Source organism: Sessilibacter sp. MAH3, from assembly GCF_054658275.1.
On record NZ_BAAGIE010000001.1, the window covers coordinates 96238 to 115888 of the forward strand.

The following is a 19651-nucleotide window of genomic DNA, read 5'->3' on the forward strand; positions in this document are numbered from 1 at the left end:
TTACTAAAAACATTTTTACTAAAAACATTGTTACTAAAAGAAATTCGGATTAAATCACTGACGTTCTTGACGTTGGCGAAACAGTCTTGTGTCGCTGGATATTCTAGCTTAACCCGAGTTTCCAATTTTTTAATCATCCCATTTAAAACCACTTAGCTTTCTGGTTCTACTTCGATTTGTTCTTTTAACTCTTTTTGTAACGGGTCTTCATTGGGTTCATCCAATAAAATATCTTCGGTGGTGGGTGCTTCAACATCGGTTTGTTTAGCGGTGCCAGTGGTAATGAGATTTTCTAATTCTGGCAGCTGAGCGAGTAATTCATCTTGCGTTAATTCTGTGGCAATTTCATTGCCTTGCAAATCGAGAACATTGTATCGAGTGCCTTTATTGGTATTGAGGATTTGAATTTGGTGTTCATTGGTGGCCAGAACTCCTGTTGGATAGGATGAATTATCTTTTGCAGCGTATCCCATAGACGTCACTAAAAGACCTGCTAGCAGTAAACCGGTTTTTGTTAATGAAATTTTTTTTGAGAAAGTCATCATAAGAATATGCTCTTAAAGTTGTGTTAACGGCACATGTGTTTGTTATTATTTTTGATGTTGATTTTTAAAAAACGTTCTATTTAAATTTCAGTAGAGAAAAGTCTGATTAACCTAAAATCTACGGCAGCATACGGATTTTTCGCTCACGCAAAACAATATATGCAATACGACAACTAAGAATCGGAACGGGTTGTCAATTTAGAAGCGACTTTTATCGAATAAGAATCTTGGATGTTTAAAAGCGCCAAAAACAGTAGCAGCCTGGTTAGAGTTATAAATTTTAGTGCTTTTTGTATTTTTTGAAAGTTTATTCGACGTCAGCTAGTGCGTATTAATTTCTGTAAATTAAAGTCGAATTTTTAATATTATAAAATGGATTATTTAAATAATTTTTGATGGCTATTCGTTTGATAAGCATGTGTTTGATAAGCATGTGTTTGATAAACATCTGCCTTATAAGTAAACGTTATACAAATAAGCATCTTACAAATGTCTGCTGTTATAAATATCTACAGTTATAAATGTCTGGCGTGTAAATAAACACCATACCAATAGGTACTCTTAAATCCAATAATGCTGCACGATGATCGTTGCCTAGTTTTTGGTTAGGTTCGTGTTTTCTGCATTAGTCCGTTAATATATCGAGTGGATATTTGCCTTTACGTGGTTCGTTTTACGGTATTTTGATCGCTGTTGGTGCGAACTCGACTGTCGGCCCAAAGTATTTAATGAATCAACGTTAAAAAGGGTTTGTTGTTTAAGATTCAGTTTTTACCATTGATTTAGAGCGGCCAATCTTCGTGTTAAAAGGTCATTAAGGCGCGGTTCGTTGCCCGGCATTAAAGCACTTAGAATTAACTCAACGGGAGCATTTAATTGCGTTAAATAAAAAGTCGCTTTTTCGCAAACTTGTTCTTCTAACAATGTTATAAATGACAAAGCACTTTGTTCGAGTCGTTTGCTTAAATCGCAAGGCGTTAAGGATAAAAACTCCGCCACTTCTTCCAGTGTGCATGTCGCAAAATTCAACCTCTGACTAATAATTTGTTTGGCGTGAGAGATAAAATCGCCGTTGGTAAGAATTTCGCTGTTTAGGGTTTCTATGTGTAATTCTACGTCTTTTAGCAGCTCTCGATCTGCTGTGACAATCGAAGAATCTAGGTATTTTGCATCAAAGGTTACACCGTCAAAGGGTTGGTCAAATTTAACGGCGCAGTCAAAGAAGTTTTGATAGGTTTCGTAAAAACGCCCACCGGGATTAGCAAAACTAAAGCTTACACTGCTCGGTTTCCATTCTGATCCGTTCAGTTGCAAAATTAAGCGATACATTTGCGCGGTACCAAACAGGCTGCGTTGGTGATAATGGTGGCCATCAATTAGGTCGTGTATTTTAAAAATACTAACGTTATTGCCTTCTGTGCTGGATTGCCATGGACCAGTGTCGCGATAAAAAGCAGAATATTCGTTCGCTTTTAACAGTGCTTCGCGGAAGTTTTGGCACAACGACATTACTCGTGTAGGAATACCAAGGTGTGGAGTTTGTAGGTGATGAGCCATTAGCAAGCCTAAATGCTTGCAGTGCATATCGTTGGCGATGTGCTCAAGTAGGCAATTGAAGAGCTGCGACGGAACGAATACGTCTGGATTTTTCAGTAAATCAGGCGGCAAACCCAATTTAATGACTTCATCTAACAAGTCGAAGCCTAGGTCTTTAGAAGCCGCTTCTAAACTCAGTAGAACATCTGTGTCTTGAGATACTATTTGCTTCATGTGGGTAACGTCTGCATTCACTTTTACAAATCCATTTTATCAGTTTGAATAACAGCAAATCTTGTTCCCGTTTTTAGGTGCTCAGCCACAGGACACAATTTGTTCAACTTAAAGTCTTGGTGAATGAGTATTCTGTCAAACAATCATGAAGAGTTTTAAGTCGTTTCATCAATAACGTAGCAGTTTTTACGATTGATCTTAACTGGCAGAATTGGAGAGATGTTTATTTTGGCAGGTGTACTGGGTGGGCAATTGAAAAATTGGTTTGAATATTTTACAAAAAAAGCCCGGCGCTAACCGGGCTTTCGAAAATCACTTCCTCAAATTAGAGGCGCAATTTATTAATATTTATCGTAGCAATTGTTGTGTTTTTCACATTTGGTACGAACATTCGGCCAGTTTTCATTGCCGCGTGTAATTGCTGCTGCTTTATCGCTGGACCATTTTTTGTAGGCGGTTTTGTTAAAGTTTAAATACAGTTTGTCATCGACAATTTCCCAGTAGTTTGGATTCACGTCTTTGGTGAAACCGTGAGAAACTGCGAACGCACAGTAACCACCGTATTGTGGGGCGTATTTTTCTGGATTATCAATAAACTTTTGACGATTTTCTGCGGTGGCAAACTTCCAAGTTGCGCCTTGCCACTCGTAGGTAAAGTCATCTGAACCTAGCACGGCTTTTTCACCCGGTAATAACGAGAAAAACGCTACTGGGTCGGCACCTTCAATTGCGCCATTTTTACTGCTGTAAATTGGGTTGTCGGCGGCGTAAGAAGATGAGCTTAAAACAACTGCAATTGCCATTATTGCAGCAAAGCAGTGATTAATAATGGATTTAATGTAAGTCTGAGTCGCCATAAAAAATCTCGAATTCGATGAATATTGTAATTACCACTTGTTATTGCTGAGTGGTTTGTTGCAGAAAAATTACTAACGTCTGGAGTAATCTTACCTGCATGGACAAATCCCGGTCTTGATTTATCCCTAAATCTATCACGAAATGGTAACGATTGCGGAGTTTTTTAAAATATTTTATGGCAAAAATACGATTAGAATATTCGGTATTCGTGATATGTAATTTATTAATGTACCGACGGTACGGTTTTTTTTCAGAAAAATAGGTTTGGCCTTAACTAGGAGTCTTTGATTATTGCCTTCGTGATTTAATCAGAGAATAGAAATCGAAAATGTAATTTCCTGTTTCTTCACGATCTCAATTACTTACCGCTCATGAAATTGCTGAGTCATTCGTGTGCCGTCGGAAGCTCTCGGTTAATCAAAGTTTCCGTTGATATAATTTTGAATTCTCTAAATAAAAATATGCGAATAAGAGATGGTATTAAGCGGTAAATAGTAAAGGTGAACAAATATAGATAAGCGTAAATGCTGCGAAGATTTAATTTTTTAACCTCTTGGAATTAAATCAGAGAAAACTTAATTCCAAGAGGTTGATTCAAGACATTATTTAACGGCTTTTAAAATGGCTTGTAATGGATGCGGTATTTCGTATTGATCCATACGTTTTACTTGGCAACGACAAGAGTAACCGGTTGCCATTTGTTGCGATTCTTCACTGCGGCTTTTAATTTTTTCTGACCAGCTTAACTCATATATTTTTTGAGAGTTTTCTTGGTTTTTGGTCTCATGTCCGTAAGTGCCAGCCATACCACAGCAGCCCACGGCTTGTTCGCGATATTTTAAGCCAAGTTTGGTAAATACGGTTTGCCAATCTTTCATGCTCGCCGGTGCGTTGGTTTTCTCGGTGCAGTGACCAAAGAGCACAAATTCCGAATGCTCAAAATTAACCTCAGGTGTTTCAAACTCTTGCTTGGCAAGCCATTCTTGAATTAATAAAACATTGGGGGCTTTATCGCCGAGAACTTTTTTGTATTCACTGCGGTAAGCCAAGGTCATTGACGGCTCAATACCAACCAATGGAATTTCCGACAGCGCAATGTGATTTAAAAACGCCGAAGATTTGTTTACCACTTTTTCGAACGCTTTTAAAAATCCATGCACATGAAGCGGTTTTCCGTTAGGCGAGTAGGGCGCAAGCATGGGTTTAAAACCGAGTTTTTTCAGTAACTTTAAGGTATCAAGAAGTAATTCGGTTTCAAAATAGCTGGTAAAAGCGTCTTGAACAACAATCACACTTTTATTTTTGTCGATCTCTTTTAGCGAGGCGATGTTTTCTGGCACTGCGTATAAAACGCCAATATCACTCAATGCTCGATCGAGATCTACGCCGGTTAACGACGGGCTATCAACCATACCAATAACGCGGGCAAATAATTTTTTAACGGGCGAGAAATTAATGGCGTTATTATAGAGCCACGATATTCTCGCAAGGTATGGAATGGTGAATTCTAAACTGCCAATAAAATAATCTTTTGCCGGGCGTAAATACCGTGCATGGTAAAGCTCTAAGAATTTACTGCGAAATTCAGGTACATCAACATTAATGGGACACTGACTAACGCAGGCTTTACAGGCTAAACAGCCCGACATTGCGTCATAAATTTCGTGGTTAAAGTCGTATTCGCCTTTTCGTTTGGCTCTTAGGTTCATCAGTTTTGATGGCAAAGACAATAACCACGAAGCGTTTTTCGCGTTGTGACTTGCCACAACGGGATCAATGTTGCGTTCGGCTAATTGTTTTAACCATTCGCGAATTAATGCCGAGCGTCCTTTAGGAGACTGCACTCGCTCACGAGTTGCTTTCCAACTTGGGCACATATTGTCGTTGGGATTGTAATTGTAGCAAGCTCCGTTACCGTTACAGTAAACCGCTTCACTATAAGCTTGCCACGATTTTACCGGAATTTTTCGGTCTTCTTGGCCACGTGTTACCGGCTCGTCTAACTTGGTCAACTCAAGTCCAGTATTTGGGGTAGCGATCTTTCCCGGATTTAACTGATTTTTAGGATCAAATTCGGCTTTGATGCGTTGTAATTGTGGGTAGAGTCCGCCAAAAAATGTGGGCGAGTATTCAGAGCGGAAACCTTTACCGTGTTCGCCCCAAATTAAGCCTTTGTATTTATTGGTTAACACCACAACCTGATCGGAGATTTCTCGAACTAAAGCTTCTTGTTTGGGATCTTTCATATCGATGGTTGGGCGTACGTGCAATACACCGGCATCAACGTGACCAAACATGCCGTATTGCAGGTTGTGGCCATCTAATAAAGCACGAAATTCTAAAATATAGTCGGCGAGATTTTCCGGCGGTACGGCCGTGTCTTCGACGAAAGGAATGGGTCGTGCCTCACCTTGGGTTTTACCTAATAAACCCACCGATTTTTTACGCATTGCCCAAATTTTGCCAACGTCTGCTCCGTAAGCGATTGAGTAACCAAAGCTCGGGCCGTCTTCGCCTGCTTTATCTAGGCTATCGGTGAGTTTTTTAACATTGGCGTTAAGCTCGTCTTCGTCATCACCGGTGTATTCAACAAAGTTTACGGCGGCAAGTGCTGGTGAGTTTTCACTTGTATTGGTATCGAAGAATTCACCTACGGTGTTCCAAATAATATCGCTTTGGGCGAGCGACATAACCTTAGAATCTACGGTTTCGATAGACGTTGGCCCGGCTTTCATTAATGCAGAAGCGTGACGTAATGCCGAGTTGAAGTCTGCGTATTTTACGTTAACTAACGCACTGTATTTGGGAATTTTCAGAAGATTAATTTTGGCTTCGGCAATAAAACCAAGGGTACCTTCGGCGCCACACAGAATATTGTTTAAATTAAATCGACCTTGTTCATCGCGAATGTGTGCGAGATCGTAGCCTGTTAAACAGCGATTTAATTTCGGGAATTTTTCGATGATTTCGTGATGGAATTCTTTTTCAATGGAATCCACCACGCGATGAATTTGCCCAATTCTATCTTGGCGAGCTTTAACCGCTTTTAACTCATCTTCGTTTAGCGCTTTGGATGTCCACTCGGAGCCATCCAGTAATACGGTTTTTAATTCTAAGACGTGATCGCGGGTTTTGCCGTACACGCACGAACCTTGGCCGGAGGCATCGGTATTGATCATGCCACCAATGGTTGCTCGGTTACTGGTTGATAATTCTGGAGCAAAAAATAACCCCACCGCTTTGGCGGCTTCATTGAGCTGATCTTTTACAACTCCCGCTTGAACGCGCGCCCAACCTTCTTTGGCGTTAATCTCTAAGATTTTGTTCATGTGCTTAGAGACATCAATGATCAAACCATCGGTCAGAGATTGACCATTGGTGCCGGTGCCACCGCCGCGGGGCGATAAAACCACGCCTTTAAATTGGCGCATGTTAGAAAGCTCGGCAATTTTCACCAGATCATTGGTGTTTTTGGGATAAATAACACCTTGCGGTAATACTTGATAAATGGAGTTATCGGTAGCGAGTACGGTTCGATTCGCATAATCTGGACAAAGATCGCCTTCAAATCCGCAACTTTTGAGCGTTTCAATAAACGATAAATAAAGCGCTTGGACAGGAGAGGTGTGGGTAATAGCTGGAATCATAACTGTGTTTTACTCGCTACTTTCAAACCTGAAACATCTAATATTGTTTGGGCCGATTCGATCGGAGCGGTAGTTTAGCGCCGCTGATTGCTTAACCCAAGGGGTTGACGACTTTCAACGGCAATTTTGTGCAAATATTAATCTTGTTTTAACCGTCTTAATGAGCTTTTTTATCTCTACAGTCCTGTGGAATTGACGTACTTACAGCGGAAAATTGCGTGTATGTAGTGAACGTGTTTGTAGTGAACGTGTTTGCAGTGAACCAGGGGATCTGGAGAAAAAGCTGTTGGTAAAAGGAGTCATCGAAATACGTAGGTACCGAGACCTGCGTCGAGATGTACTAGGGCGTTGAGGTGCCAATTGTAGGCTGATGATGAGATATCAACACATCCTTGTGTTGGTAAGCATAAAGGAAACTCTGATTAATCTAGAGGGAGTTTCATGCGACACAGGAATGTGTCGCCAATTTCAAGAACGGTAAGTGATTGAAATTGTGAAGAAATTGGAAATCGCATTGTCAATTTCTGTCCTCTGATTAAATCATGGATGAGTTAATCAGAGGTTCCTAAGCTGTATTTTTGTGCTGGAATTTAGCCGATTGTTTTATGAGTTTGAGTAACTCGCAGCCGGATTTATTTCTTGGGATTCCGTTTCACTCACCTGTGCCGTGTTTTCCAATTCTGGAAATGATAAGCCGCAGCCTTTTAAAATCACACGCGATAAAAAGTTGGTGATTCGTTCAATATCTTCACTTTCGTATTCCGCCCGATTCATCAAGGTTAATACTTGGGTTTCAAAGTCGGCGTAATGCTGGGTTGTTGACCAAATCATAAAAATAAGGTGCACGGGATCAACGGGGTCCATTTTTCCGGCTTCGATCCATTCGTCAAACACTTTGGTTTTGGAACGAACCCATTGGCGCATATCGGTGCGAATATACTCGCGAATGTGCGGCGCGCCTTGAATGATTTCCATTGCAAAGAGTTTTGATGCTCTAGGATGGGTATACGACAGTTCTACCTTGGTACGAATGAATTCATGCAATACCGCCGCTGGATCGTCGTCAGCAGAAATATTAGACAGTACTTCGTTCCACAATTGTGTAATGTATTCCAATACCGAGCGATACAAATTATTTTTATTTTTAAAATAATAATGAATGTTCGCTTTTGGTAAGCCTGCGCGGTCGGCGATGGCTTGAATACTGGTTCCTTTAAAGCCATGCAAAACAAATTCTTGCTCGGCCGCTTTTAAAATAACCTCTTCGTTTCGTTCACGAATTTTTCCAGGTTTGTACTTCTTTGCTGTTGCAGTCATCTGTGGACTCTTAGTCTTTTGGCTAGAGTGCTAAAGGTGAACCTTTGCGTTTTAGCCCCATCCCTGAGATTTACCCTTAAAACACGGTGTTTATTAAAGCGTTTTCTTGTTATCAAATACCGATATAAGAGAATTACGTCGGTAAAGTTTTTGTATTTCGAAAAACACGAGAATTAAAAACACGTTTTAACGAAATTTTAATATGGGTGTTATTGTTACTTTTTCTAGGTTTTTACAAATAAACAAATCGACCGCTTTCTTTCATCTGCTATTGATTTGGGTTCTTCGAAAAACTGAAAATAAGATTTCCAATTTTTGACAGATACTCAATCTCTAACGGTTGAAGCAGAAGCTGACGACTAGGGCGGTCACTTCTAACGGTAGTGTCGATTAAGATTAATTTGTGAACCTGTTTGTTATAGAAATCTCTGATTAAATCACGGATGAGTAAATCATAGATTCCTAGAGAAACTCCCAAGAGAGTGTCTTGGGAGTAACAACACTATTACTTCAAGTCAAAAACGTAGCGGGCAATAAATACCGCAGCGAGTAAATAAGTAATAACTGAGACTTCTTTATATTTGCCTGTTCCAAGTTTTACGCCAACGTAAACTATAAAACCTAGTGCAATACCTTCAGAGATACTGAACGTCAGCGGCATGGCAATTAAGGCCACAACCGCGGTAGCCATCGAAGCAAGATCGTCGAAGTCAATCTGACGGAACGAGTCCATCATTAAAATACCCACCATAACCAGCGCTGGTGTGGTCGCCATGGTTGGAATAACTTCCATTAACGGCGTTAGGAACAAGGCCAGAATAAAGCAGATGGCAACCACAATACCGGTCAACCCGGTACGACCACCGGCAGAAATACCGGCTGCGGATTCAACATAAGAGGTGACCGGAGAAGTACCTAAAACCGCACCGGCAACACTGGCGGCGGCATCGGCGGTCATAGCACCGCCCATTTTGGGCAGTTTGCCGTTCTCGTCGAGAAGTCCTGCGCGACGAGAAACCCCTAGCAGTGTACCAATGGTATCGAACATGTTGACGAAGACCATGGCAAACACAATATCCCAGGTGTCTTCGAAATGTTTGAATGGATACATTAAATCCATAGCAAATAAAGTATCGGCCATGCTTTTGGGCAAACCGATGATCGCTTCGGGAACCGGTGTAAGGGTGCCTTTTTCGGTCGGAATGAACAAACCGATAATGGTTAATGCTAGAACGGACAACACAATTGCTGAGTTGATTTTGCGGATCACTAAAACCGCGGTTAACACAATACCTGCCAGCGCTAAGATTACCGCAGGCTCGGATAGATCGCCCAAGGTGACCAAGGTAGCTGGGTTATCGATAACTAACTGCGCATTTTGTAGACCGATAAAGGCGATGAATAAACCAATACCACACTGAACACCGACTTTTAGCGCGTGTGGAATGGCATCGGCGATTTTGGTTCGTACCCCGGTTACCGACAGCAGTAAAAACAGAATACCGTTCCAAAACACCAAGCCCAAGGCGCCTTGCCAAGGTACTTCGCGAGTAAGACACACGGTGAACGCAAAAAATGCGTTAAGACCCATGCCCGGAGCAAGCGCAATAGGGTAGTTAGTAAACAGCGCCATCATTAATGTGCCAATGCAGGCGGCTATGGCGGTTACCGTGATCAAACCTTCTACGGGCATTCCGCTTTGCGAGAGAATCGCGGGGTTTACAATCAACACATATGACATTGCGGCAAAGGTTGTTAAGCCTGCAATTATTTCTGTGCGCACGGTGGTGTTGTGTTGTGTGAGTTTGAAGAAGTTTTCCAGCATAGCGTTAAATAGCCTTAATAAAATGCATAGACAGACGTTTGAGCGTGAACGTCTCTATAATTACGGTGCTATTAATATCACCTGTTAATTGTTACCGACGATCAATAAATCGACGCTTTAATACCTATAAACCCGAATTAAAGGTAAAAGATGAGTTTATCGATCGGTGTGTCCATACACGAGTTTTGTATTGTTAGGTTGTGAGCGCTTTAAAGACGGTAAGCCGCTTGAACCTAAAACTTGACGAAGAAATCACAAAAGCTTTCAGTGTTATTCTCAGGATTTTACGTTAATAACGAAAATCCTGGCAGCTATTTGTGCAGATCGTACAGGAACGAGGCTTATTTGAGATGTTTCGCCGCGTTTAAAGAATTTTCGATACACGTTTAAGAAAGTATCAATCTCTGCGTGTGTCGTAAAAATCCTCAAGCTTTTTTCAACATAAAACTTGTCCATCTGGTCAGATTCCTGCATCATCTGCTCCAACTTAAACCATTAAAAAGCCGTAATTCGGTCAGTGTTGTTCGCTCTTTGGAATTATCTGAGCGCGGTATTCACAATTTTGAGAAATTAACCGCGCGCAGCTCAGGTGTTATCCGGTTTGCGCGAAGATCAGCTGGTTGGATTCGGTACGAATTACACATTAGGTTTTTTCACTGTGATCGAACTATGTCTCAACGGGCGCTGGTTAAGAGTCGATGAAATTGATCCATCAATGACGCTTTTACGGTTTTTGCGCACAAACCTAGGGCAAACAGGTACCAAAGAAGGTTGTGCATCGGGTGATTGTGGAGCCTGTACCGTGGTGGTTTATGACGATACCGGCGATGCGGCGACCTCAACCTTTCGCTCCATTAATAGCTGCATCACATTACTTGCGGCAGTTAATGGTAAACGTATTTTTACCGTTGAAGGTTTGCGTGGCGAAGGTAATGACCAAGAATTACATCCCGTGCAGGCTGCCATGGTCGATTTTCACGGCTCCCAGTGCGGATTTTGTACGCCCGGATTTGTGATGTCATTATTTGCTCTGTTTAAAAATCAGGGCAGTGCGTTAACCGAAGAACAGGTCTTATCGGCCATATCGGGTAATTTATGCCGCTGTACCGGCTACAGACCGATAGTTGATGCCGCACTTCATTTAAAAAATTATCAAGAATCTTCATCGACCTTATTTCCAGAACTGCCCGAAGAGTTTTCTAGTGCTGAGAAAACCGCTGTAAATGTCGGCGAAGATTTTTGCGTATTCCCTAAGAGCGAATCGCAGCTGCAACAATTATTGCAAGACGTATTAGCTACTTCTGGCGAAAATTTTCGATTTGTTGCCGGTGGTACCGATTTATTGCTGGAGCAAACCCAACAATTTAAACCGCTCGAAAAAGTCATTGGTTTAAGTGAAGTTCAAGAATTAAAAACACTTAGCCTAAACGCAGAAGCACAAACACTTTCGGTGGGCGCTGCGGTAACGCTGTCTGAGCTTGAATATTTTTGTGAAGAGTATTTTCAAGAATTCGCTAAATTGTTGCATCGTGTTGGCTCTCGCCAAATTCGCAACCAGGGCACATTGTTAGGCAATATTGCCAATGCATCGCCCATTGGTGATACGCCGCCCTTTTTGTTGGCGTTAGATGCAAATTTAACTCTGTGCAATGCCCACGGTGTGCAAAGAACTTTACCGCTTGCCGATTTTTTTGTGGGTTATAAACAAACCCAACGTGGCGAAGGTGAATACTTACATTCGGTCGATTTTAAACTGCCCGAAAACGACGTTTTTTTAAAGTGCTATAAAATTTCGAAACGTTTTGAAGACGATATTTCTGCGGTGCTATTGGTCGTTCGTTGGTCGGTAGAAAATGATCAATTTAAAAACGTACGCATCAGTGTTGGCGGTATGGCGGCCATTCCAAAACGTGTTTCTGCGGTTGAGGCTGCTTTAGAAGCAAAACCCGCATCAATGGCGACGATCAATGCCGCTAAAGCTGCGTTTGCACAAGAATTAGCGCCATTATCGGATGTGCGTGCGAGTTCTGAATATCGAATGACATTAGTCGAAAATTTATTGGTTAAAGCATGGCTTGAATACAGTGAACCAGAAGCTGCTGTGAGTGTATGGGAGCCGGAATTGGCTCGTGTAACCTCACAGCATTACGCCAGTAAGTCGACCAACTCTAAGTTTGGAGGTCAACATGCGTAATATTCGACCGGGCGATGCTTTTGCAGAAAAAAGCTCAGCAATCGTAGAAGCAGATTCATCATCGACGCTTTTATCCGAAAATTTGCTACCCAAACGACAAAGACCCCGAAAAAGTTCTGCCAAAAAAGTACAACCCAAGCAGGGCAGTGCCGGTAAGCCGAGCATTCACGAAAGCGCTATCAAGCACGTAAGTGGTTTAGCAACTTACATTGATGATATACCCGAATTATCGGGCACCTTGCACATGGCGGCCGGTGGTTCTGCTCATGCTCGTGCAAAAGTGATTGCCATGAATTTTGAGCAAGTCCTTGCTGCGCCCGGTGTGGTGGATGTTTTTACCGCCGAAGATGTACCGGGTGAGCTAGACATAGGCCCGGTATTTTCCGGCGACCCGCTGTTTGTGACGATGGGTAAAGAAACACAATTTGTTGGTCAAACATTGTTTGTTGTGGTTGCTAAAACCTACGAACAAGCCTGTGCTGCGGCAAAACTTGCCGATATTCAATACGAAGTTTTAACGCCCAATGTGCGTTTGCAAGAAGGTCTAGATGCCCAAGAATTTGTGTTACCTGAGCATGTCATCGCCAACGGTGACGCAAACCAAGCAATCAATAGCGCTGAATTTCAATTGCGCGATGGTGGTTATATTGGTGGTCAAGAGCATTTTTATCTAGAAGGCCAGATTTGTTACGTGTTGCCTGGCGAAGATAACGGTGTGCATGTGTTCACTTCCAGTCAACATCCAACCGAGGTGCAAAAGCTTGTTGCCGAAGTATTGGATTTACCCAGTCACAAGGTTATTGCCGAAGTGCGCCGCATGGGCGGTGGTTTTGGTGGTAAAGAAACTCAAGCAGCGGCCTTGGCCTGCGCCGCTTCGGTTGCGGTATATCACCTGCAACAACCGGTAAAATTTCGGTTACCGCGCAAACACGATATGGAAGCCACCGGTAAGCGTCACGATTTTAAATACGACTACGAAGTCGGCTTCAATCAAGACGGTGTCATTGAAGGTTTAAACATGACACTCGCGGGGCTGTGTGGCTGTTCACCGGATTTATCCCAGGGCATTGTAGATCGCGCCATGTTCCATGCCGATAACGCTTATTTTATCAATCAATCTCGTGTTTTAGGTTTATGCCCACGCACACACACGGTTTCTAATACAGCATTCCGTGGTTTTGGTGGTCCGCAAGGTATGGTCGCCATTGAGGCGGTCATTGATGGTATTGCTCGCTCTTTGGGTGAAGATCCCTTAACCATTCGCAAACGCAATTTGTATCGCGACGGCGCCGATACCACCCATTACGGCCAACAGCTTGATCCCAGTGTGCTGCAAGAGGTGGTTTCTACCTTAGAGACCAGCAGTGAATATTGGGCGCGTCGTGAAGCGGTTAAATCTTTTAATGCCGCTAATCCGTTTGTGAAAAAAGGCTTGGCATTAACGCCGGTTAAATTTGGTATTTCTTTTACCGCCCAGCACTTAAATCAGGCCGGTGCGTTGGTTCATGTTTATACCGATGGCAGTATTTTAGTGAACCACGGTGGTACCGAAATGGGCCAAGGTTTGTACACTAAAATTGCACAAATTGTTGCCGACGAATTTGGTGTTGATGTTGAGCGCGTTCAGGTCAGCGCGACACGAACCGACAAGGTCGCAAATACATCTCCAACAGCTGCGTCGTCAGGTACCGATTTAAACGGCTATGCCGCAAAAAATGCCTGCCAAGAAATTCTGCAAAACTTTAAGGCCTTCGCCGCTGAACACTATAACGTTGATGTGAGCGCGGTAAGTTTTAGCAACGATCAGGTTTTTGTGGGCGAGCAAGTGTTTAATTTCGCCGATTTTTGTTTGCAGGCCTATAAAGGTCGTGTGCCGTTAATGGCTTACGGATTTTATAAAACACCGAAAATTTATTACGACCGTGATTCTGGCCATGGCCATCCGTTTTTCTATTTTGCCAATGGCGCGGCCTGTTCAGAAGTGTTGGTTGATAGTTTTACCGGCGAATATAAGGTGCTGCGCACCGATATTTTGCACGACGTTGGTAAGTCGGTGAATCCAGATTTAGACATCGGCCAGATTGAAGGGGCTTTTATTCAAGGCATGGGCTGGTTAACCACAGAAGAGCTTTTGTGGGACGATCAAGGCCGTGTTATGTCGAACTCACCGGCAAGCTACAAGATTCCGACTGCCTTTGATGTGCCGCGAGAATTTAACATAGCCTTATATGAGTGCGAAAACTCGGTTGATACCGTGTTTAACTCGAAAGCCGTGGGTGAGCCACCGCTCATGCTGGCGATTAGCGTTTGGAGTGCGTTAGCCGATGCTTGTGCAAGCTTTGCGAATTATCAGTATGCGCCGCGACTTGATCCACCGGCGACGCCAGAAAAAGTACTCAAAGCCATTGAAGATGCGAAATTGTTTGCAGCTTCAAAAGGCCAAGCATAAATGCATAATGACTGGGTTTATACTCATTAAAAACAAGCACCGATAAATTCATCGACGATTTAAGCGGGACTGTTTTTAAGCGGGACTGTTTTTAAGCGGGACTGTTTTTAAGCGAGATTGTTTTTAAGCGGGGCTGTTTTAAGTAAAGACTGCTTTTAAGCAGAGCTTGTTAAAAGATATTTTGGGGTTAGTGGTTGTATAAGCGTTTGTGGTTGTTAACTTTCGCCATAGGTGTAACCCAAATTAATATGAATTGGAATCTCTGATTAAATCCGTAATCAGTTAATCACAGATTCCAATATTGACTTGTACTGATTATTGTTGAGGATGCTGATCGTGAATCGCCCTTGGTATTTAGCTGTTGCAGACTGCAAAGAATCCGGTGAAGGGTTTGCTTTGATCACCGTTTTGGGTGCATCTGGCTCAACGCCCAGAGAGCCCGGCGCCAAGATGGTTATCACCGGTGATGCAACCTACGACACCATCGGCGGCGGCCAGCTTGAATATTTAATTACTCAGCAAGCGCGTGAGCTTATTCAAGATAACTGCTCTGAAATCGTCATCAAAGCATTTCCGCTAGCCGCTGAAGCCAAGCAATGTTGTGGTGGCCAGCTGAGTGTGATGATCGAAGTTTTTCCGGAAAATACTTGGAAATTGGCCGTATTTGGCGCCGGTCATGTTGCCCAACAGTTAATTCCCATTTTATCGCGAATGCCCTGTCAAGTGAGTTGGTTCGATAAACGCGCTGAACTGATTCAAAAAGTCGATACATCTAAAGTAAAAACTGCTTCATTAGACAATGTTCAGCAAGCGGTTGCTAATTTACCGCGTGGTTGCGATGTTTTAATTTTGACTCATGATCATGTTTTGGATTACGAGATCGCTAAAGAATGTTTATTCCGCGATGATCTCGCCATTGTGGGTATGATTGGTTCAGAAACAAAATCCCAACGCTTTATTAAACGCTTACAGAGCGATGGGATTTTGGAAGACAACTTAAACCACTTTGTTTGTCCAATTGGTATTCCGCAGGTTAAGGGTAAATTACCCATCGAAATTGCTGTGTCTATTTGTGCGCAGTTAATCGCACTTCGACAAATTGATAATCAAGCTGTGCACGATCGTCGTGGCCTTGCCTGGAAAGATCTTAAAAACAGCTTAAATCAGGCAGGTACCTTAGAAGGTCATCAAATTCGCCTGAGTTTAGAACCTAATTTATTTAATGAAGATTAAAAACCGGAGCAATAACGAGTGAGTTTAACCTCTAGTGCGCCGAGCACAGAAAACCCATTAACGCGCTTTAATCAGCTAGACGATGCTGCTGCTTTTGAAACCCTATTTAAGGTTTGTCATTGCCAGCGTTGGGCGCAGCAAATGGTCGATGCTCGTCCGTTTCCGTCCATCGAAGATGTTCAATCTAGTGCTGCGCAATTATGGTCTACTGCTACAGAAGCCGAAATATTAGAAGCGTTTTTAGGTCATGCTCGCATAGGCGATATGAACGCGCTTAAACAAAAATACAGTGCCGCCTCAAAAGAGCAGGGCCAGGTTGCAGCCGCTAGCGACGAAACTATCAAAGCATTGTTTGATGAAAATAATGAATATTTCGATAAATTTGGTTTTATTTTTATTGTGTTTGCCAGTGGTAAATCTGCCGACGAAATGCTCGCTATTTTGCGTTCACGAATAATCAATACTCGCGAGCAAGAATTAAAAAACGGTGCTGGCGAGCAACAAAAAATTACCCAATTACGATTGGCGCAACTGCTGTCTTGTTAAATCACCCTTTATTTAATTCACCTATTTATTAATTCACTTACGTAATTTAGACAACTGTCATGTCCTCACGAGCACCAATTACTACACACATTTTGGATACCCACAAGGGTCGCCCAGCGGCAGATGTTGCCGTTAGCTTATATCGTCAAAATGGGGACCAATGGTCCCTGCTTGGCGAAGCAACGACTAATGCCGACGGACGAATAACCCAATGGAATTCTGAGTTTGAATTTCAAGAAGGGTTATACCAGTTAATTTTTTTAACCCAAGATTATTTTGAGCGAGAAAACTCGGCCAGTTTTTATCCGCAGGTCAGTATTACGTTTCAAGTAAATGCTACTGATGAACACTACCATGTACCTTTATTGTTAAGCGCGCACGGTTACAGTACTTATCGTGGTAGTTAAATAATCGTGGTAATTAAGCAATCGTGGCAGCTGAGAAATTTTCATGAGTAACAATAGCAGTGCAGTGCAGGCGTATCGAGCCAGCATTTTGCATTTTACCAAAGCACCCACCGTCACTGGTGAGGGTGTAGTTTTTTTTGACGACGGTTTATTGGTTGTTCGCGATGGCAAGATTTACGCGCTCGATCACGCAGAAACACTACTTACCGAGCTTAAGCTGCAAAATATTGAATTTGAATTAATTGATAAAACCGGCCAGTGGATTATGCCGGGTTTTATTGATAGCCATATTCATTTTCCGCAAATTAATATTATTGGCAGCTACGGCGAAAAATTACTGGATTGGTTGAATAATTATACCTTTCCAGCGGAAATGAAATTCTCCAATAAAGCCTACGCCGAGCAAATTGCCGATGTATTTGTACAAGAGTTACTTGCATCGGGTACGACTACGGCGATGGTTTACTGTACCGTGCACGAACATTCGGTGGATGCTTTTTTTCAGGCATCGCAAAAATACGGCACCTGTATGTTGGCCGGAAAAGTGTTGATGGACAGGCATTGCCCAGAAGCATTGCGTGATACTCCTATTACAGGATACGAGCAAAGCCAAGCGCTGATTGATCGCTGGCACGGCAATGGCCGACAGTTGTATACGGTAACACCGCGCTTTGCTCCAACCTCAACACCCGAACAATTAACCTTCACCGGTAAGCTGTTGCAAGAAAACACCAGCGTTTATATGCAAACACATTTGTCTGAAAATATCGGTGAAATAGCGTGGGTTAAAGAGCTGTATCCGCAGTATAAAAATTATTTAGATGTTTACGACGGTTTTGGTTTGCTCGGCAGTCGCAGTGTGTTTGGGCATTGCATTCATTTATCAGACGATGAATTAACGCGCATGTCTGAAACAAATTCCAAAATTGCCTTCTGCCCAACCTCGAATTTATTTTTAGGCAGCGGTTTATTTGAGCTGCAAAAAGCAAAAGATTTTGCGGTAAAGACCAGTATCGCCACCGATGTTGGCGCCGGTACCAGTTTTTGCCAATTGCAAACTTTGGCCGAAGCTTACAAAGTTAATCAATTAAACGATTACGCGTTGCATCCCTTTGAGGCGTTTTATTGGTTAACCTTGGGTAATGCCGAATGTCTTGAGCTTGAGCAGAATATCGGTAACTTTGAGACGAATAAAATTGCAGATTTTATTGTGTTAGATTTTGAGTCAACACCGTTAATGAAGCACAGAATGTCGCTGTGTAATGAGTTGCACGAAAAATTATTTTTATTAATGACTATTGGTGACGATCGCAATATTAGCGAAACCTATGTTGCTGGTAAATGTGTTTACAGCTGAGGGAATTTAGAGCTTTTAACTTACGCCTATAGAAACCTCTGATTAACTCATTCATGAGTTAATCAGAGGGCAGAAATTGAAAATGCGATTTCGAATTTTTCACAATTTCAAGCACTTATTGTTTTTGAAATTGGCGACACATCCCTGTGTCGCAAGAAATTCTGTTAATCAGAGTTTTCTATAGAGTTTGGTTTAATGCTCTGTATTAGCTGGTGGTATTTTTTGTTGTAAAAAGGAAAAAATTTTGTCTGCTTATCTTTTAGATTGGCTAAGTTTAGCATTTCGGTGGCTGCACATTTTAGCGGCCGTTGCTTGGATTGGCTCGTCGTTAAAATACGTTTGGATCGATAATAATTTACGCAAACCACCGCAGTGGAAAGCCGATAAAGGCATAAAAGGTGATGTTTGGGTAATTCATGGCGGTGGTATTTATGAATTTCAAAAATACGATCTAGCCCCAGAAAAAATGCCCGACGTATTGCACTGGGTAAAATGGGAATCTTACACAACGTGGTTGTCGGGGTTTTTATTAATATCCATTGTTTATTACAGTCAAGCAAGCAGCTATTTAGTGACGCCAGACGGTTTAATTACCGATCCAACTCAAGCAGTGCTGGCCGGTATTGGCTTTTTGGCCACAACGGTGGTGGTTTATGAGCTTCTTATTCGCACGCCGTTGGTGACAAAAGGGCTGTTATTTGCGGCCATTATGTCGCTGTTCTTTTTAGGCTTAAGTTATCTCGCGTTTCAACTGTTTTCGCCTCGCGCTGCTGCCTTACACGTAGGTGCTGCCATAGGTACGCTCATGTCGGGCAACGTATTTTTTGGCATTGTTCCTGCGCAAAAAGCCTTCATTAAAGCCATTGAATCGGGTCAAGAGCCCGACGCTAAAAAGGCCGCTTTTGCCAAACAGCGTTCTATGCACAACAACTATTTTACGCTTGCTGTCGTGTTGTTGATGATTTCTAACCATTACCCGATTTTATATAGTCATGAGTATGGTTGGTTTTTAATTGTCGCAGTGGGTGTCTTAAGTGCTTATATTCGCCACTTTTTTAATCTTAAAAATCGTGGTGTTCTACGCCCACAAATTTTGATTATTTCGGCAGCATTTATAGTGGCGCTTATTTATTTTGCCAAACCTAATATTGGTCATTCCGTTGCTGCGGCTAATCATTCATCGGCAATAACAGAAGACATGCGTTTAGAGCAAGAAGCAGTTGCCTTGGATATTGTTTCCCAGCATTGCTCCGGTTGCCATTCCTTAGAACCCACCCAGCCGGGTTTTGTGGCGCCCCCAGCAGGCTTGGTTTTGGATTCTAAAAACCATATTGTGGCTTCAAAGGATCGAATATTAGCGGTATCTGTTCAAAGCCAGTACATGCCTTTGGGCAACTTGACGGGTATGACTCAAGCCGAACGTGAACAGTTGGGTGAGTGGTTGGTAGGTTTGGAATAACGATTTATGAGTTTGGCACATCACTTTGAATACGTTGAGGTTTC

At 42.4% G+C, this 19651-nt stretch carries 13 protein-coding genes; 7 read left to right on the forward strand and 6 right to left on the reverse strand.

Annotated elements, in window-relative coordinates:
• Positions 1-152: 152 nt before the first annotated feature.
• From ACYQ2C_RS00435 to ACYQ2C_RS00460, 6 genes are all read right to left on the reverse strand, one after another.
• Positions 153-545: a hypothetical protein gene (locus ACYQ2C_RS00435; RefSeq protein WP_460098911.1), complete on the reverse strand. Its 393-nt coding sequence runs from the start codon at positions 543-545 to the stop codon at positions 153-155.
• A 771-nt stretch (positions 546-1316) separates the two neighbouring features.
• On the reverse strand, positions 1317-2315 hold the full coding sequence (locus ACYQ2C_RS00440; RefSeq protein WP_460098913.1) for an AraC family transcriptional regulator ligand-binding domain-containing protein: 999 nt from the start codon (positions 2313-2315) through the stop codon (positions 1317-1319).
• Positions 2316-2656: 341 nt separating this feature from the next.
• Positions 2657-3172: a YHS domain-containing (seleno)protein gene (locus ACYQ2C_RS00445; RefSeq protein WP_460048288.1), complete on the reverse strand. Its 516-nt coding sequence runs from the start codon at positions 3170-3172 to the stop codon at positions 2657-2659.
• Positions 3173-3775: 603 nt separating this feature from the next.
• Complete coding sequence (gene ydiJ, locus ACYQ2C_RS00450; protein ID WP_460098917.1) at positions 3776-6820, reverse strand: D-2-hydroxyglutarate dehydrogenase YdiJ; 3045 nt, start codon at positions 6818-6820, stop codon at positions 3776-3778.
• Positions 6821-7423: 603 nt separating this feature from the next.
• Entirely contained in the window at positions 7424-8137 is a 714-nt protein-coding gene (locus ACYQ2C_RS00455) for a TetR family transcriptional regulator C-terminal domain-containing protein (RefSeq protein ID WP_460048286.1), read from the reverse strand.
• Positions 8138-8642: 505 nt separating this feature from the next.
• Entirely contained in the window at positions 8643-9962 is a 1320-nt protein-coding gene (locus tag ACYQ2C_RS00460) for an NCS2 family permease (protein ID WP_460048285.1), read from the reverse strand.
• 658 nt (positions 9963-10620) lie between these two features.
• On the opposite strand from ACYQ2C_RS00460, the gene xdhA reads away from it, so the two are divergent.
• From xdhA to ACYQ2C_RS00495, 7 genes are all read left to right on the forward strand, one after another.
• Positions 10621-12156 carry a xanthine dehydrogenase small subunit gene (xdhA, locus tag ACYQ2C_RS00465; protein WP_460098922.1) on the forward strand — a complete coding sequence of 512 codons (1536 nt, stop codon included), beginning with the start codon at positions 10621-10623 and terminating at the stop codon, positions 12154-12156.
• A complete protein-coding gene (gene xdhB / locus ACYQ2C_RS00470; RefSeq protein WP_460098925.1) occupies positions 12149-14605 on the forward strand; it encodes a xanthine dehydrogenase molybdopterin binding subunit in 2457 nt (818 codons plus the stop codon). The genes xdhA and xdhB overlap by 8 nt, the downstream gene beginning before the upstream one ends.
• A 336-nt stretch (positions 14606-14941) precedes the next feature.
• Entirely contained in the window at positions 14942-15838 is an 897-nt protein-coding gene (xdhC, locus tag ACYQ2C_RS00475; RefSeq protein ID WP_460098928.1) for a xanthine dehydrogenase accessory protein XdhC, read from the forward strand.
• Between the two features lie 18 nt (positions 15839-15856).
• Entirely contained in the window at positions 15857-16384 is a 528-nt protein-coding gene (gene uraD, locus ACYQ2C_RS00480; RefSeq protein ID WP_460098931.1) for a 2-oxo-4-hydroxy-4-carboxy-5-ureidoimidazoline decarboxylase, read from the forward strand.
• 59 nt (positions 16385-16443) lie between these two features.
• Positions 16444-16791 carry a hydroxyisourate hydrolase gene (gene uraH / locus ACYQ2C_RS00485; RefSeq protein ID WP_460048280.1) on the forward strand — a complete coding sequence of 116 codons (348 nt, stop codon included), beginning with the start codon at positions 16444-16446 and terminating at the stop codon, positions 16789-16791.
• A gap of 43 nt (positions 16792-16834) precedes the next feature.
• Positions 16835-18148, forward strand: coding sequence for a guanine deaminase (gene guaD / locus ACYQ2C_RS00490; RefSeq protein WP_460098933.1), 1314 nt, complete (start codon positions 16835-16837; stop codon positions 18146-18148).
• A gap of 244 nt (positions 18149-18392) precedes the next feature.
• The gene (locus ACYQ2C_RS00495) at positions 18393-19607 is read left to right on the forward strand and encodes a urate hydroxylase PuuD (protein ID WP_460098936.1); all 1215 of its coding nucleotides are present in this window, start codon (positions 18393-18395) and stop codon (positions 19605-19607) included.
• Positions 19608-19651 lie beyond the last annotated feature (44 nt).

Bases quoted from the DNA above. Each gene is read 5' to 3' on its own strand.
- ACYQ2C_RS00435 (WP_460098911.1), bottom strand. From the start codon at position 545: ATGATGACTTTCTCAAAAAAAATTTCATTAACAAAAACCGGTTTACTG.
- ACYQ2C_RS00440 (WP_460098913.1), bottom strand. From the start codon at position 2,315: ATGAAGCAAATAGTATCTCAAGACACAGATGTTCTACTGAGTTTAGAA.
- ACYQ2C_RS00445 (WP_460048288.1), bottom strand. From the start codon at position 3,172: ATGGCGACTCAGACTTACATTAAATCCATTATTAATCACTGCTTTGCT.
- ydiJ (WP_460098917.1), bottom strand. From the start codon at position 6,820: ATGATTCCAGCTATTACCCACACCTCTCCTGTCCAAGCGCTTTATTTA.
- ACYQ2C_RS00455 (WP_460048286.1), bottom strand. From the start codon at position 8,137: ATGACTGCAACAGCAAAGAAGTACAAACCTGGAAAAATTCGTGAACGA.
- ACYQ2C_RS00460 (WP_460048285.1), bottom strand. From the start codon at position 9,962: ATGCTGGAAAACTTCTTCAAACTCACACAACACAACACCACCGTGCGC.
- xdhB (WP_460098925.1), top strand. From the start codon at position 12,149: ATGCGTAATATTCGACCGGGCGATGCTTTTGCAGAAAAAAGCTCAGCA.
- uraH (WP_460048280.1), top strand. From the start codon at position 16,444: ATGTCCTCACGAGCACCAATTACTACACACATTTTGGATACCCACAAG.
- guaD (WP_460098933.1), top strand. From the start codon at position 16,835: ATGAGTAACAATAGCAGTGCAGTGCAGGCGTATCGAGCCAGCATTTTG.